At 64.6% G+C, this 14,984-nt stretch carries 12 protein-coding genes; 2 read left to right on the forward strand and 10 right to left on the reverse strand.

All coding sequences use genetic code 11. The annotated features are described in order from the left end of the window. Window positions 1-54 precede the first annotated feature (54 nt). Window positions 55-186 carry a cytochrome bd-I oxidase subunit CydX gene (gene cydX / locus P3T23_RS25885; protein ID WP_429318958.1) on the forward strand — a complete coding sequence of 44 codons (132 nt, stop codon included), beginning with the start codon at window positions 55-57 and terminating at the stop codon, window positions 184-186. A gap of 95 nt (window positions 187-281) precedes the next feature. Here cydX and nagE read toward each other — a convergent pair whose 3' ends face one another. The 5 genes from nagE to P3T23_RS25910 all read right to left on the reverse strand — a co-directional run bounded on the left by nagE (window position 282) and on the right by P3T23_RS25910 (window position 7,663). Continuing rightward, the gene (gene nagE / locus P3T23_RS25890) at window positions 282-2,051 is read right to left on the reverse strand and encodes an N-acetylglucosamine-specific PTS transporter subunit IIBC (protein WP_429318959.1); all 1,770 of its coding nucleotides are present in this window, start codon (window positions 2,049-2,051) and stop codon (window positions 282-284) included. Between the two features lie 108 nt (window positions 2,052-2,159). Further along, the gene (gene ptsP / locus P3T23_RS25895) at window positions 2,160-4,745 is read right to left on the reverse strand and encodes a phosphoenolpyruvate--protein phosphotransferase (RefSeq protein ID WP_429318960.1); all 2,586 of its coding nucleotides are present in this window, start codon (window positions 4,743-4,745) and stop codon (window positions 2,160-2,162) included. 12 nt (window positions 4,746-4,757) lie between these two features. Beyond that, window positions 4,758-5,765, reverse strand: coding sequence for an SIS domain-containing protein (locus P3T23_RS25900; RefSeq protein ID WP_429319011.1), 1,008 nt, complete (start codon window positions 5,763-5,765; stop codon window positions 4,758-4,760). Further along, window positions 5,758-6,861, reverse strand: a complete 1,104-nt coding sequence (gene nagA / locus P3T23_RS25905) for an N-acetylglucosamine-6-phosphate deacetylase (protein ID WP_429318961.1) — start codon at window positions 6,859-6,861, stop codon at window positions 5,758-5,760. The genes P3T23_RS25900 and nagA overlap by 8 nt, the downstream gene beginning before the upstream one ends. Before the next feature lie 67 nt (window positions 6,862-6,928). Continuing rightward, window positions 6,929-7,663, reverse strand: a complete 735-nt coding sequence (locus tag P3T23_RS25910; RefSeq protein ID WP_133661704.1) for a GntR family transcriptional regulator — start codon at window positions 7,661-7,663, stop codon at window positions 6,929-6,931. A 375-nt stretch (window positions 7,664-8,038) separates the two neighbouring features. On the opposite strand from P3T23_RS25910, the gene P3T23_RS25915 reads away from it, so the two are divergent. Then, on the forward strand, window positions 8,039-8,968 hold the full coding sequence (locus P3T23_RS25915; protein WP_429318962.1) for a bifunctional helix-turn-helix transcriptional regulator/GNAT family N-acetyltransferase: 930 nt from the start codon (window positions 8,039-8,041) through the stop codon (window positions 8,966-8,968). A 34-nt stretch (window positions 8,969-9,002) separates the two neighbouring features. On the opposite strand, the gene chrA is transcribed toward P3T23_RS25915, so the two are convergent. The 5 genes from chrA to cyoE form a co-directional block, all read right to left on the reverse strand. After that, window positions 9,003-10,205: a chromate efflux transporter gene (gene chrA / locus P3T23_RS25920; protein ID WP_429318963.1), complete on the reverse strand. Its 1,203-nt coding sequence runs from the start codon at window positions 10,203-10,205 to the stop codon at window positions 9,003-9,005. Window positions 10,206-10,376: 171 nt separating this feature from the next. Continuing rightward, complete coding sequence (locus P3T23_RS25925) at window positions 10,377-11,189, reverse strand: MetQ/NlpA family ABC transporter substrate-binding protein (RefSeq protein ID WP_429318964.1); 813 nt, start codon at window positions 11,187-11,189, stop codon at window positions 10,377-10,379. A gap of 273 nt (window positions 11,190-11,462) precedes the next feature. Continuing rightward, complete coding sequence (locus tag P3T23_RS25930; RefSeq protein WP_429318965.1) at window positions 11,463-13,244, reverse strand: methyl-accepting chemotaxis protein; 1,782 nt, start codon at window positions 13,242-13,244, stop codon at window positions 11,463-11,465. A 208-nt stretch (window positions 13,245-13,452) separates the two neighbouring features. After that, window positions 13,453-14,070 (reverse strand): SCO family protein, encoded by a 618-nt coding sequence (locus P3T23_RS25935; RefSeq protein WP_429318966.1) that lies wholly within the window; start codon window positions 14,068-14,070, stop codon window positions 13,453-13,455. 4 nt (window positions 14,071-14,074) lie between these two features. After that, window positions 14,075-14,980 (reverse strand): heme o synthase, encoded by a 906-nt coding sequence (gene cyoE, locus P3T23_RS25940; RefSeq protein WP_429318967.1) that lies wholly within the window; start codon window positions 14,978-14,980, stop codon window positions 14,075-14,077. Between the last annotated feature and the right edge of the window lie 4 nt (window positions 14,981-14,984).

The following is a 14,984-nucleotide window of genomic DNA, read 5'->3' on the forward strand; positions in this document are numbered from 1 at the left end:
GCGGCGCCCGCCCTGCGCGCAGCGTCGGCCGATACAGATTCAAAGGAGCACGAGATGTGGTATTTCAGCTGGATACTCGGGGTAGGTGTGGCACTCGCGTTCGGCATCATCAACGTAATGTGGCTCGAATCGCGGCGAAGCGGCGCGACAGGTAGCGGTGCGGCGTTCAGGCAGCGTCAGGACTGAAGAACGCGTCACTGACGGCGATTCACGCGGTAAACGAAAGAGCGGCGCCCTCGGGCGCCGCTCTTTCTTCATTCACACCGACAGGTGCTCACCCATCATGCCGGCTGAGTCGTCGCTCCGCCCGTTGCCGTCGGCAAACGAGCCGACATCTGCTGCGCGTAGCGCGCAGCAGCCTGCCCCACGACGATGTGGAAAGTATCCGCCGACACCCACGCGACATCCAGCCCCGCCAGCAACTGACGATCCACTGCCGACGGGTCCCGCACGACAATGCGCAGACGTGTCGCCGCCACCGCATCGAGCGAGCTGACGTTGCTCGCGCCGCCGAACACGGCGAGCCAGCGCACGGGATCCGGATCCAGCGGTCCGCCCGCCGACGCCCCTGGCGTTGCCACCGGCGCGCTGACAACCGGAGCAGCCGCAGCCGGCTTCGTTCCGACTGCAATTCCCTGATCGATCGTCGTACGGATTTCGTCGGCGATCATGTCGGCTTCCGGCCCGATGATCACCTGCACGTTGGTTGCGTCGCGCTTGAGTACGCCACGCGCGCCGATCGTCTTCAGATCCGCTTCGGACACCTTGCCCGAATCCACCACCGACAGCCGCAGACGCGTCGTGCAGGCATCGACGAGCGTCAGGTTCGACGCGCCGCCCAGTGCTGCGATGTACCGCTGCGCACGCGTCGCAGCAACTCCGGCCGCCGGCGCGACGTAGCCGCCTGCTGCGGGCGCGTCGGTCTGCGCATCGCCGTTTGCCGGTTCGCGGCCCGGCGTCGCCATGTTGAACTTGCGGATGAAGAAGCGGAACAGACCGTAGTACACCACCGCGTACACGATGCCGATTGGAATCGCCCACCAGCCGCGGGTGGACAGGCCGTAGTTCAGCACATAGTCGATCGCGCCGGCCGAGAACGTGAAGCCAAGGTGAATGCCGAGCGCCGAGCAGATCGCGAGCGACAGCCCGGTCAGCAAGGCGTGGATCACATACAGCACCGGTGCGAGGAACATGAAGCTGAATTCAATCGGCTCCGTTACGCCCGTCAGGAACGACGTGAGCGCCATCGAGAACAGCAGGCCGCCGACCAGCGCACGGCGCTCCTTCGGTGCTTCGTGGAACATCGCGAGGCAGGCCGCCGGCAGGCCGAACATCATGACCGGGAAGAAGCCCGTCATGAAGCCGCCCGCAGTCGCGTCGCCGGCGAAGAAGCGATGCAGGTCGCCCGTCACCGCTGCGCCGCCCGGCGGCGTGAAGTTGCCGAACACGAACCATGCGAGCGAATTCAGGATGTGATGCAGGCCGGTGACCAGCAGCAGGCGGTTCAGCACGCCGAACACGAAGGTGCCGATCGCGCCTGCCGTCGTGAGCCAGTGGCCGGCCAGATCGATGACGGCCTGCACGGGCTGCCACACGTAGCCGAACACGATGCCTGTCGCCAGACACACCACCCCGGTGGCAATCGGCACGAAGCGTTTCCCTCCGAAGAATGCGAGGTAATCGGGCAGCTTGATGTCCTTGTACCGGTTGTACAGCAGGCCGGCAACGATACCGGCGACGATCCCCGACAGCACACCCATGTTGAGCTTGTCGTTGATGTCCTTCATCACCGCGATCTGCACGAGATAGCCGATCGCACCTGCGAGCGCCGCCACGCCGTTGTTGTCCTTCGCGAAGCCGACCGCCACGCCGATTGCAAACAGCAGCGGCAGGTTGTCGAAAATCGCGCCGCCAGCATCGGCGATCATCTTGATGTTGAACACATCGGGCTGGCCGAGGCGCAGCAGCAGGCCAGCGACCGGCAGCACCGCAATCGGCAGCATCAGCGCCCGTCCGAGGCGCTGAATCTTCAGAAACGGATTCCCATCCATTGATATCTCCAATCCTTGTCGTCGTTGATATGTGGTCGTAGCTGTTGACTACGTCGTTGCTTTACGTCGTTGACATCATTGCGGGCGCGCTGGCGGACCCTGCGGGGTTCAGTCCTGCGGCCAGACTTCACGGCTCACGGCTCTTACTGCCTGCGCCGAATCGAGCGCCAGGACGTCCTGGGCGCGCTGGCGGCACAGCTGATAATCGAGTTTGCGCACCCGCGCCTTGATGCCCGGCACAGAGACCGGATCCACCGACAGCTCGGTCACGCCAAGGCCGACCAGCAGGGGCACGGCCAGCGGATCGCCAGCAAGTGCACCGCACACGCCGACCCACTTGCCATGCTTTGCCGCACCCTTGACGGTTGCATCGATGAGGCGCAGCACAGCCGGATGCAGTCCATCCGCCTGCGCCGCGAGATCGGCCTGGCAGCGGTCCATCGCGAGCGTGTATTGCGTCAGGTCGTTGGTCCCGATCGACAGGAAGTCCGCGTGCTGCGACAGCTGGTCCGCGAGCAGCGCCGCCGACGGCACTTCGATCATCACGCCGACTTCGATCGCGCCTGTGCGGCCCGCTTCGCGCGCCAGTTCGTCGATGCGCTTGCGCAGTCGAACCAGTTCGCCGGAATCGGTCACCATCGGCAGCAGGATCCGCACGGCACCCAGCGGCTGCACGGCAAGCAGGCCGCGCAACTGATCGTCGAGCAGGTCGGGACGCACCTGGGCAAGACGGATGCCGCGCAGGCCCAGCGCCGGGTTCGGTTCGGGCGGCAGCGTCAGGTAGTCGACTTCCTTGTCCGCGCCGACGTCGAGCGTGCGGATGATCGCAGTACGGCCGCCCAGTGCTTCGACGATCGCCTGATAGCTCTGGCGATGTTCATCGACGGTAGGCGCCGCCTGACGGTGGATGAAAAGGAGTTCGGTGCGCAAGAGGCCCACCGAGTCGGCACCGTTTTCGACCGCGGTCTTCGCATCGTCGAGCGTCGCGATGTTCGCGGCGACTTCGATCGCGCGGCCATCACTGGTCGAGGCAGCCTGTTGCGACGTGCGGCGATTCGCTTCACGCACGCCGGCCAGACGCTCACGCTCCGTACGCGCGCGTTCGACATCGAGCGCCGTCGGTGCATGTTCAAGCCGGCCCGCGCTCGCATCGACGACCACCTGCGTGCCGTCCGCAATCGCAAACAGCGCATCGCCCACGGCGACGAGCGCCGGAATGCCGATCTGCCGCGCGATAATCGCTGCATGCGAGGTCGCGCCACCGCGCGCCATCAAAAGAGCGGTCACACGCGCACGATCGAGCGATGACAGATCCGACGGCGTAAACTCCTCTGCAACGAGCACGGCTTCATCAGGCAACACGCGACCCACCTGATTCGAAACCCCGAGCGCACGCAGCACGCGCTTCTCGATGTCGCGAAGATCCGCCGCGCGTTCGGCGAGCAGTTCGTCCTGGATGTTCGTCAACACGTCAATCTGCGCGCGGATCGCTGAGCGCCATGCGAAGCCCGCGCTCTTGCCGAGGCTGATCAGATCGCGCGCGGCGTCGAGCAGCGTGGGGTCTTCGAGCAGCACGCGATGCACCGCGAAAATGCCCGCTTCGCCGTGCGCACCGCGTTGCGACGCGTCGCGAATCGTCGAACCGAGATCTGCGTCGACAGAGGCGATCGCCTTGTCGAGCAGGCGGCTTTCGGCGGCGGACGTGCCGCTCGCGGCTTCGGGCGGATCGATATCCGCGTCATCCCAACGAACGATCTTGCCAACGGCGATGCCGGGCGCGGCGCACACGCCCGCGAGCGTATTCGGCGCGAGCGGCTCGCCGACAGCACGCAGCATCTGCTTTGGAGCGGGTGAGCTTTGACGCGCCGGCTTCTCTTCGGCTTCACCGTGTGCCTCACGCAGCAATTCACGCGCGACTGCCTCGACAGCCGCTTCTGCCTGTGTACCTACGCCGAGGATCTCGACCGTGGCCCCTTCTCCAGCGCCAAGGCCCAGCAAACCGACGACGCTTTCGATCGCCGCCTTGCGTCCTTCATAGCGAACTTCAACGCGCGCATCGAGGCCCCGCGCTGCTTCGCGGGCACGCGCTGCGGGCCGTGCGTGCAAGCCGCCGGCATGTTTCAGCGTCACCAGCTGACGCGCTTCCTCCGTTACGTAAGTCGCCTGGCGCGACGCTTCAGCCGCTGCGCCCCCGCGTGCACGCAGCGTGAAGAGCGGGCTTTCGCCGGCCTTCAGCATGCCGTTTGCCGGACGCTCGACAATCTCGAACGCATCGGAGTTCGCGACGGCGATGACCGACACAAGACTCGGCGCTACGGATGCTACGTAGTCCAGATCGAATTCGATCAACAAATCGCCAGCACGAACCGATGCGCCCTGCGCGACTTTCGGCGTGAAACCCTTGCCACTCAGCTCGACGGTATCGATGCCGATGTGCAGCAGGATTTCCGCGCCTTCAGTCGTCGCGAGCGTCAATGCGTGGCCGGTGCGCGCGAGATGCGTCACCACGCCGTCGCAGGGCGCCACGAGCTGGCCGGTCAATGGATCAATGCCAATACCATCGCCGAACATGCCGCCCGAAAACACAGGATCAGGCACGTCGGCGAGCGGCACGACCGGGCCGGTCAATGGCGCGAGCAGAACAATATCGCCGTGGGAATGGCTCATCAAGCTGGACTCCTCAACACGTCGCATCTGGTTTCTCGATCAGTGAGTTTCGGTGACTTTATTCAGATGGCGCGGGGTATCCGGATTGCGTCCGCGTGCAGCGGCGAGGCCGGCAGCCATCACATAAAAGGAAAGAATCGCGGCGATCGGATCGAGCGCCGGATGATCGGTGGCCACGAGCGGCAAGGACGCCTGCGGCACGTCGTCCGGTGCGGCGAGCAGCACGCGTGCACCACGCGCTTCCATGTCGTGCGCGAGCTGGATCAGGCCAGCCTGTTCGGGTCCGCGCGGCGCGAAAACGAGCAGCGGATAGTCGCGATCGATCAGTTCCATCGGACCATGACGCACTTCCGCGCTCGAAAACGCTTCGGCCTGGATGCCGGAGGTTTCCTTCAGCTTGAGCGCGGCTTCCTGAGCGATCGCGAGACCGAGACCGCGGCCGATCACGATCATGCGCTCGACGCCGCGCAGTTCGTCGACGGCCTTCGACCAGTCGAGCGTGCCTGCCTTGCGCAACGCGTCGGGCAGCGAGCGCAGCGCCGCGAGCAAGGCATCGTCACGCTGCCAGTGCGCAACCAGTTGCGCAGACAGCGACAGCATCGCGATATAGCTTTTGGTCGCGGCCACACTCAATTCAGGACCGGCGACGAGCGGCAGATGAAACTCGCATGCATCGGCAAGCGGCGACGACGGCGCATTCACCGCGGCAACCGTCAGCGCCCCCGCGTCGCGCAGCGCGATCATCGTGCCGACCAGATCCGGGCTCTTGCCCGACTGCGAAAACGCCAGCGCCAGCTGGCCCTGCACTTTCAGCGGCGCCTGTTGCAGGGTCGCGACCGACATCGGCAGTGACGCGACCGGCACCCCGAGGCGGCTCATCGTGAGGCTGGCGAAGTAACTGGCCGCGTGATCGGAACTGCCGCGCGCCACGGTCAGCGCGACATGGCGCGGCTCTTCGGCAAGCTTCTCCGCGAGCGCTTCGACGCGCGACATATCGGCGAGTTGCGCGGCGACCACTTCAGCGGACGCCAGCGCCTCGTTAAGCATATTCGACAATCGATTCTCCTTCGACGTAAGTCGCACTCAAGGCCAGTTCACGATCGAACACGACGACGTCGGCCCACGCGCCGCGCGCGATGCGGCCACGGTCTTCGATGCCGAGGTAGTCGGCGGCATAGCGCGACAGACGGTTTGATACGTCGGCCATTGGCAGGCCGAGCGAGACGAGGTTGCGCAGCGCCTGATCCATCGTCAGGGTGCTGCCGGCGAGCGTGCCGTCGGCGAGACGCACGCCGCCGAGGCACTTCGTGACATGCTGGCTGCCGAGGCGGTATTCGCCGTCGGGCATGCCGGTGGCCGACGTGCTGTCGGTCACCACATACAGGCGCGGAATCGCGCGGAGCGCGGCGCGGATCGCGCCCGGATGCACATGCAGCAGATCAGGAATGATTTCGGCGAATTCGGCGTGCGCGAGCGCCGCGCCGACGAGCCCAGGATTGCGGTGATGCAGCGGCGACATCGCGTTGAACAGATGCGTGAAGCCACAGGCGCCGTGCTTGAGGGCGGCGACCGCGTCGTCGTACGTGCCGAGCGAATGGCCCAGCTGCACGCGCACGCCGCGCGCCGCCATCTCGGAGATGATGTCCATGTGCCCGGAGATTTCCGGCGCGAGCGTCACCACGCGAATCGGCGCGATCGACAGATACTTCAGCACTTCGTCGAGCACCGCCGAGACCGCGGCGTCGGGCTGCGCGCCCAGTTTGCCCGGGTTGATATACGGTCCCTCGAGATGCACGCCAAGCACGCGTGCGCCGCCCGGCGTGCGCACGCGGGCCAGCTCGCCGAGACCTGCGACGACGCGCATCAGCTCGTCGCGCGGGGCGGTCATCGTGGTGGCGAGCAGGCTCGTCGTACCGTAGCGTGCGTGCGTGCGGGTGATGGTTTCGATCGCATCGCCCGCCTCCATGACGTCGGAGCCGCCGCCGCCATGCACGTGCAGGTCGATGAAACCCGGCAGGATGTAGGGATCGTCGTTCGTTGCAGGATCTATCCGCTCGCCCGTGAGCGACGTAATCCGCCCGTTCGCGAACTCGATCGTGCCGTGGATCCAGCCTTCGGTAGTCAGTATGTTTCCGGTCAGCATGTGTCTTCTCTGATGATGCGTAATGCGTGATGCGTCGAGGACTGATCCTGCTATCCAGCGTTCCGCCCTACTGCCGCAATTCGGCGACGAAGTCGTAGTAGTCGTCGCGGCAATAGGTGTCGGTCAGTTCGATCGCGCGCTGGTCGGCGCTGTAGCCGATGCGCGTGATGACAAGCAGCGCCGTGCGCGGCTCGATGTCCATCAGGCCCGCAATCTCGCTCGTCGCGTTGACCGCGCGGAAGTGCTGCAGCGCGCGGACCACGGCCATGCCGCGCTGCTCCAGATAGCTGTAAAGCGAGAGCCCAATCGCCTGCGGGTCCGGCACGATCGATGCGGGCAGCGCCGAGTGTTCGACCGCCATCACGATGCCGTCCGCGCGCCGCAGCCGCCGCAGGCTCGCCACAGGCGCGCCCGGCGACAGCCCGAGGTGGACGATTTCGTCGCGGTTGGCCGCGCGGATCTCCCGTTCGAGCCAGACGGAATCCGGCCGGAAGCCGCGCTGCTCCATCTTTTTCGTGAAGCCCGTGAGACGGGATAGCGGATCTTCGACGCGCGGCGTAATGAAACTGCCCGCGCCCCGTGCGCGCCGGATCAAGCCCTGCTCGACCAGCAGTTCGATCGCCTTGCGTGCGGTGATCCGCGAGACGCCGATCGCATCCGACAGCGTGCGCTCCGACGGCAACGCCTCGCCGGCCGACCAGACGCCGCAATGGATCGCTGTTGCGAGATTGCGCGCGAGTTGCAGGTAGAGCGGCGTGACGTTGCGAACGTCAGGCATCAAGGCGGACCAGCGAGTTTCCATGGGGCTCCGGCGGTCGGTGATCGAAAGCGCGGCCTGTTGAAAGTGGAGCCCATTATATAACCAACATAATACCAGTCAAACCACCTGGCACCGAGGGGTTAAACTTCCATCAAAGCCTTACCAGGCGGTCGATTCAAGCAAATTAAAACGTTGCATAACAACGCCTTACTGGATCAGGATTTACCCGTACAGCAGCCGTTTTTCACGTACCAGAGGCCTCAACTGGTCTGCATTGGAGAAGCTAATCAGTGAAAATGACGATACCTCTTTAGTACCAATACGCCTCAGATTGTGCCGACCCGTGTTTGTATGAGGGATGCGATCGCATATAGTGCAGTTTGATCTACAGAAAAAAGACCGCCGGGGGGCCTGACGTTGACTGATCCAGAGGTGCTGCGACGCGCGCAAGCCGTCCGCCATTTCAACCGTTTCTATACCAGGTACATCGGTGCCCTGCATGAGCGCCTGCAAAAGAGCGCCTTCTCACTGACGGAAGTCCGCGTGCTGCATGAACTGTCGCGCGGCGAAGCCGACACCGCCGCCGCGCTCACACGCAGCCTCGGTCTGGACAGCGGCTACCTGAGCCGTTTGTTGACCAGCTTCGAGCGACGCAATCTGATCTCGCGGCGCCCGTCCGACATCGACGCGCGGCAATCGCTCCTTGCGCTCACCGACTTAGGCCGCGCTGCGTACGAGCCGCTCGACGCAGCCGCCATCGACGAGGTGTCCTCGGTGCTGCTTCGGCTGGCTCCGGCGTCGCAGGAGCAACTCATCGCGGCCATGCGCGTCGTCGAACGGCTACTCGATCACGGCAACCGGCGCGAGATGGTCATCACGCTGCGCGCACCGCAGGCGGGCGAGTACGGCTGGCTGGTACATCGCCAGGCGCAGCTGTTCGCACTTGAACACGGCTGGGACCACACCTTCGAGGCGCAGCTCGCGCAGGTCGTGGCCGACTTTGCGCGACAGCACGATCCCGTGCGCGAGACAGGCTGGATTGCGGAGCTGGACGGGTCGATCGTCGGTTCGGCACTGGTTGCCGGTGTATCGGCAACGGTCGCGCGGGTGCGGCTGCTCTATGTCGAACCCGATGTTCGGCGTCTTGGCATCGGCGCGCAGTTGATGGACGAATGTGCCCGCTTTGCGGCGCAGGCGGCCTATACGAAACTGACGGTATCTACGGCGGCCACGCTTCCGGGAGCGCGCCGGCTGTGCGAGCGAAGTGGCTTTACGTGCGCCGCGGCGATTCCTGAACGATGCTTTGGCTCCGACCTCACCGTAGAGCGCTGGGAACGCGAGTTATAGGCTCCGTGGACGGGTACGCCACGGCGCCGCGAAGTCACAGCACGAAGTATCCGATCGCCGCTGCCATTCCCACCACCAGCCACGGCGGAAAATGCGCCATCGTCAGAAGGAGCAGCGCGACCGCCGCAAGCACAAGATCGGTCGCGTTGTGAATCGCGCTCACCCAAAGCGGGGAATATAACGCTGCGGCCAGCAACCCGACCACGGCCGCGTTGACCCCCATCAACGCATACCGGACGCCGGTCATCGTGCGCACACGATCCCACCATGGCAGCACGCCGATCACCAGCAGAAACGACGGCAGAAAGATCGCGGCGACCGCGATCGCCGCGCCGGCAACGCCTGCCGGCTGCCGGCTCGACACGCTGCCGAGAAACGCCGCAAAGGTGAACAGCGGTCCGGGCACCGCCTGCGCGGCGCCGTACCCGGCGATAAACGCATCGGCCTTGACCCAGCCAGACCGCACGACGACCGACTCGAGCAACGGCAGCACCACATGCCCACCGCCAAACACAAGCGAGCCGACGCGAAAGAAACTGCCGAAGAGATTCAGCGCATAACTTCCCGACGCTGCCGCCACCACGGGCAGCACGCACAGTAGCGCGACGAACGACACCAGCGCGACTGCCGAATGGGCAGGTGTAGCAATCCTGTGTTGATCCGCCGACACACCCGGCTCGGGAAGGTGAGCCCGCAGCAGCCAGCCGGCGACCGCACCGGCCAGCAGCACGCCAACCTGCGCGAACGGCGAACTGAACGCCAGCATCAGCGCGGTCGCAATCGCTGCGATCGTGACTCGCGGCGCATCGGGACAGAGCGTCCGGGCCATATTCCACAGCGCCTGCGCCACGACGGCCACCGCGACGAGCTGAAGGCCCTGTAGCCAGCCATGCCCGACTGCGTTTCCGTAGTGCGCCATCGCCAGGCCGAACGCGCACAGCAGCGCAGCCGACGGCAACGTGAAACCGAGCCATGCTGCAACGGCGCCGGGCAAGCCACCCTGCCGCAGTCCGAGCGCGATTCCAACCTGACTGCTCGACGGCCCCGGCATGAACTGGCACAACGCGACGATGTCGGCGAAAGCTTCGTCGCTGAGCCACGCGCGGCGTTTGACGAACTCGTCGCGAAAGAAGCTGATATGCGCGACCGGTCCGCCAAAGCAGGTCAGTCCGAGTCTCAGAAAAACCAGGAAGATGCGCGGGGCGGAAAGGCGCGCGGGCGGGGCCGTGGAAACCATGCGGTTGTCGATATCGAACGGGTGTAGTGGATTATCGGCCGCGAATGTTGCAACGCTCGCACCATCGACACGCGGCCTGTCTGCAGAACGAAGCGGCGCGGACTCCGCAGTCAAAAAAAAACGCCACGGTCTCCCATGGCGTCCATACCGCAAGTTATCGTGCGCAGCCGGTCAGAACGACGGGATCATCGAACCCTTGAACTCCGACTTGATGAACTGGCGCACGTCTTCCGACTGATACGCGGCGACGAGTTTCTTCACCCATGGCTTGTCCTTGTCCTGCGTACGCACGGCAATCAGGTTCGCGTAAGGGCTATGCACGTCTTCGAGCGCGATCGCGTCCTTCGTCGGCTGCAGGCCGGCGGCCAGCGCGAAGTTCGTATTGATCACGGCCGCGTCGACGTCCGCCAGCGAGCGCGGCAGTTGCGCCGCATCCAGTTCGACGAGCTTCACCTTCTTCGGATTGTCCACGACGTCGAGCGGCGTCGCGTTATTGCCGTTCGTGGCCGCACCCGGCTTCAGCTTGATGACGCCTTGCGACTGCAGCAACAGCAGCGCGCGGTTTTCATTCGAAGGATCGTTGGGCACCGCGATCTTCGCGCCTTGCGGCAGATCCTTGAGGGACTTCAGCTTCTTCGAATAGACGCCGAGCGGCGAGATATACGTAAGACCGACATTGACGATCCTGTAACCGCGCTGCTTGATCTGGCTCTCCAGATACGGCTGGTGCTGGAAGCTGTTGGCATCGAGGTCGCCCGCGTCGAGCGCGGCGTTCAGCTGTGCGTAATCGTTGAATTCGATGACCTTCACATACAGGCCATCGCGCTTCGCAACTTTCTGGACGACCGACCAGATCTGCGCATCGGGACCGCCGATCGTGCCGACCTTGATCGCCTTGTCGTCGGCGTGTGCGCCGAAGCTGGTGACGAGCGCGGCCGTAGCGGCCATGACGGAAAGGGCTTTGAGGATATTTCTGCGCTGCATGTATTTCTCGCTTTTGTTGCCTGATTTGCCTGGTTTTCTGGCTGGGTGATTCAGTGAGAGGCGCAGCGGGACTGTCTTTGCAGCCCGCTGGACCGCAAATGGTCTCATAGGCGCGCCGCGAAGTGAAATACCGCGATCGCATATCGGTATGCGGCCTGTGCGCGAAGGCTGGCGGGGAATTGCCGCGGAGGTCTCCGGGCGGGATGTGGCAGGTAAGGCTTGCGGCAGCGGACGGCCTGCGGAGCGCAGACCGTCCGTGGATTCACAGTGGAATCAGAACGTGGTCCACTCGTCGGCGGATGCGCGAGCGGTGCTGCTGGAAACTGGCGGCGGCGCGCCGACCCGCGCGGCCGGTTCGGCGCGAGCCGGTGTTGCGGCCTTTGGTGCTACGGGACGAGCCGCGGGTTTGGCAGCCGCCACGCCTGAAGCCTGCAACGCAGCGGGGTTCGCCGTCGATTTCGCTGGCCTTGCCGCAGCGCCTGAAAACGGTTCCGTGTGGCTCACGTGCTCATCGACACGAAACGCGCTGACCGTCTCGCGCAGACGCGCCGCCTGATCCTGCAACGAGGCAGCGGCCGCCGCCGCTTCTTCGACGAGCGCCGCATTCTGCTGCGTGACCTCGTCCATCTGCGTCACCGCGCGACCCACCTGGGAGATGCCGCTGCTCTGTTCTTCGGACGCCGCTGCGATTTCTCCCATGATGTCCGTCACGCGACGCACGGCCTGCAGGATCTCGCCCATCGTCGTGCCGGCCTGCTCGACCAGCGTCGAACCGTTGTTCACGCGTTCGACCGAATCGCCGATCAACTGCTTGATTTCCTTCGCCGCGGTCGCCGAACGCTGGGCGAGGCTGCGAACTTCTCCGGCCACCACCGCGAAGCCACGGCCCTGCTCGCCGGCGCGAGCCGCCTCGACCGCCGCATTCAGCGCGAGGATATTCGTCTGGAATGCGATGCCCTCGATCACGCCGATGATGTCCGAGATCTTGTGCGAACTCTCGTTGATCTCGCCCATCGTGCCGATCACGCGGCTGACGACGTCGTTGCCCTTCGTCGCTATGTCCGAGGCGCTGTTCGCGAGGCCGCTCGCCTGACGTGCGTTGTCGGCGTTCTGCTTCACCGTCGCGGTGAGCTGCTCCATGCTCGCCGCCGTTTCCTGCAGCGAGGCGGCCTGCTGTTCGGTGCGTTGCGAGAGGTCTCCATTGCCCGCGGCAATTTGCCTTGTCGCTGACGCGATCGATTCCGCCGACCGGCGGATCTCGGCGATCGTCCGTTGCAGGCGCCCCTGCATCTGGCTCATCGCTGACATCATGCTGGTCGAATCGTGCGGGCGCAGCGCGACCACCTGCGTCAGGTCGCCCTTCGCGATGCCCGAGGCGAGCTGTGCCGCGTGTTCGGGCTCACCACCCAGGCTGGCGCGTACGTTGCGGATGATCACGATCATCGCGAGCGAGATCACCGCGCCGATCACGAGCACCACGGCGAGGTGGCCCAGCAGGGTGTCGTAGTAGGTCGTATCGATGTCGCGGATAAACACGCCGCTCGTGATGTTCCAGTCCCACGGGGCGAAGCGCACGACGTAGCTGATCTTCGGCGCCGCCGTCTCGCTGTGGGGCAGGCGGCCACGATATTCCGCAAAGCCACGGCCGCTCGCTTTAGCCGCATCGACGATCGCGACATACAGCAGCTTGCCGTCCGGATCCTTGAAATCGCCGACCGGTTTGCCGTTCATTTGCGGCAAGGTCGGATGCATCAGGACGACCGGCTTCGAGTCCATCACGAACAGATAGCCGGATTCGCCGTAGCGCATCGTCGCGAGACGGGCGAGCGCTTCGCGCTGCGCGTCGGGTTCGCTCATCCTGCCGCTTTGCGACAGCGCGTAATAACCGTTGACGACGCCTTGCGCCGCCTCGACAAGATTCACCATGCCGGCCTTGCGCTCGGCCAGCATGGTGCTGCGCGTTTCGACCGCGCTCCACAGGCCGACGCCCAGCAACCCAAGCCATACGAGCGCAAGCGACAGCCACAGCTTGCGATTCAGACTCATCCTGCTCATTGTATTGGTCTCTTTCGTGTGGTTTCTTCAGTGTCGCGCCGGGTCGGCGCAAACGATTGCCTGAGATATAACGGCAGAAATCCAGGTGGACTTGAGCGATGCGGGGCGGCCAGCGGCCCCGGCTGGTCTGTCAGGCGGAGATTGGGAAACGCAGCGGTGAGGAAGGAGCAAAGAAGAAGTGGCCGGGCTGCGCGCCGGCCACCGCGGCTCAGTCGAGCAGCAGTTTGATGTCGTGAACCCACGGTGCGGCGCCCTGGCCGTCGCGGGCAAAAAGCCGCAGCTTGCCGTCCGGATCGAACACGTAGCTAGCGGCGGTGTGATCCATCGTGTAGCTGTCCGGCGTCTTACCCGGCACTTTCGCGTAGTACACACGGAAGTCTTTCGTCACCTTCACGAGTTGAGCCTCGTTGGCGGGACGCAAACCGATAAACGATGGATTGAACGCCGGCACGTATTGCCCCATCAATGTGGGCGTGTCGCGCTCCGGATCGACAGTGACAAACAGCACCTGCACGCGCTTCGCTTCTTCCGGCCCAAGTTGTTGCAGTGCCTGCGAGAGTTCGGCCATTGTCGTCGGACAGACATCCGGGCAGTGCGTATAGCCGAAGAACAGCACCACAACCTTGCCCTTGAAATCGCCGAGCGTGCGTGTCTTGCCGCTCGCGTCGGGCAACGAAAAGTCGCTGCCGAACTGCGTGTTCCCGGTGATATCGACGTTATCGAACGAAGGCGCCGGTTTGCCGCAACCCGCAACGAACAGCGCGCCGCCGAGCACGCAGGCAACCGCGGCGAGGCGCGCAGCGCGCGCAAGCCTGAATGTGAGCATGGTGTTACGCGCCGATCAGGGCACGTGCGTAATGGTCGACCAGCAGCATTGCAAACAGCAGCGACAGATATACGATCGAGTAACGAAAGGTCTTACGCGCGAGCGCGTCGGAATATTCCCGGTAGATCTTCCACGCGTACGCAAGGAAGATCGCGCCGAGCAGCACCGCCGACGCCAGGTACACGAAGCCGCTCATGCCCGAGATGAACGGCATCAGCGTGACCGCGAAGAGGATCACCGTGTACAGAAGAATATGCAACCGCGTGTACTGCTCGCCGTGGGTGTTCGGCAACATCGGCAGGCCGGCGTTTTCGTAGTCCTTGCGGCGATAGAGCGCGAGCGCCCAGAAATGCGGCGGCGTCCAGACGAAGATGATCAGCACGAGGATCCACGCATCTCCGGGCACATGGCCCGTGACAGCCGCCCAGCCCAGCGCCGGCGGCATCGCACCCGACGCCCCGCCGATCACGATGTTCTGCGGCGTGGCCGGTTTCAGCAGCAGCGTGTAGATGACCGCGTAGCCGACGAATGTCGCGATGGTGAGCCACATCGTCAGCGCGTTGGTGAATGTGTAGAGCGTCCACATGCCGAGGCCGCCGAGCACCGCCGAGAACGTCAGGATCTGCACGGTGGTAATTTCGCCGCGCGCGGACGGACGCCATGCGGTACGACGCATCATCGCGTCGACTTTCTGTTCCATGAGGCAGTTGATCGCGAATGCAGCGCCTGCCAGCAGCCAGATGCCGATGGTGCCGCCAATCAGCACGGTCCACGGGACCATGCCGGGCGTCGACAGGAACATGCCGATCACGGCACAAAACACGGCAAGCTGAGTGACACGCGGCTTCGTGAGCGCGATGTATTGGGAGATCCGGCTACCGGGTGTCTGGGGAAGAGTTGTGCTGTCCATGTGG

Origin of the sequence: Paraburkholderia sp. GAS448, assembly GCF_050435685.1 — a bacterium.
Taxonomy (GTDB): Bacteria; Pseudomonadota; Gammaproteobacteria; order Burkholderiales; family Burkholderiaceae; genus Paraburkholderia.

Bases quoted from the DNA above. Each gene is read 5' to 3' on its own strand.
- cydX (WP_429318958.1), top strand. From the start codon at position 55: ATGTGGTATTTCAGCTGGATACTCGGGGTAGGTGTGGCACTCGCGTTC.
- nagE (WP_429318959.1), bottom strand. From the start codon at position 2,051: ATGGATGGGAATCCGTTTCTGAAGATTCAGCGCCTCGGACGGGCGCTG.
- ptsP (WP_429318960.1), bottom strand. From the start codon at position 4,745: ATGCGACGTGTTGAGGAGTCCAGCTTGATGAGCCATTCCCACGGCGAT.
- P3T23_RS25900 (WP_429319011.1), bottom strand. From the start codon at position 5,765: ATGCTTAACGAGGCGCTGGCGTCCGCTGAAGTGGTCGCCGCGCAACTC.
- nagA (WP_429318961.1), bottom strand. From the start codon at position 6,861: ATGCTGACCGGAAACATACTGACTACCGAAGGCTGGATCCACGGCACG.
- P3T23_RS25910 (WP_133661704.1), bottom strand. From the start codon at position 7,663: ATGGAAACTCGCTGGTCCGCCTTGATGCCTGACGTTCGCAACGTCACG.
- chrA (WP_429318963.1), bottom strand. From the start codon at position 10,205: ATGGTTTCCACGGCCCCGCCCGCGCGCCTTTCCGCCCCGCGCATCTTC.
- P3T23_RS25925 (WP_429318964.1), bottom strand. From the start codon at position 11,189: ATGCAGCGCAGAAATATCCTCAAAGCCCTTTCCGTCATGGCCGCTACG.
- P3T23_RS25930 (WP_429318965.1), bottom strand. From the start codon at position 13,244: ATGAGCAGGATGAGTCTGAATCGCAAGCTGTGGCTGTCGCTTGCGCTC.
- P3T23_RS25935 (WP_429318966.1), bottom strand. From the start codon at position 14,070: ATGCTCACATTCAGGCTTGCGCGCGCTGCGCGCCTCGCCGCGGTTGCC.
- cyoE (WP_429318967.1), bottom strand. From the start codon at position 14,980: ATGGACAGCACAACTCTTCCCCAGACACCCGGTAGCCGGATCTCCCAA.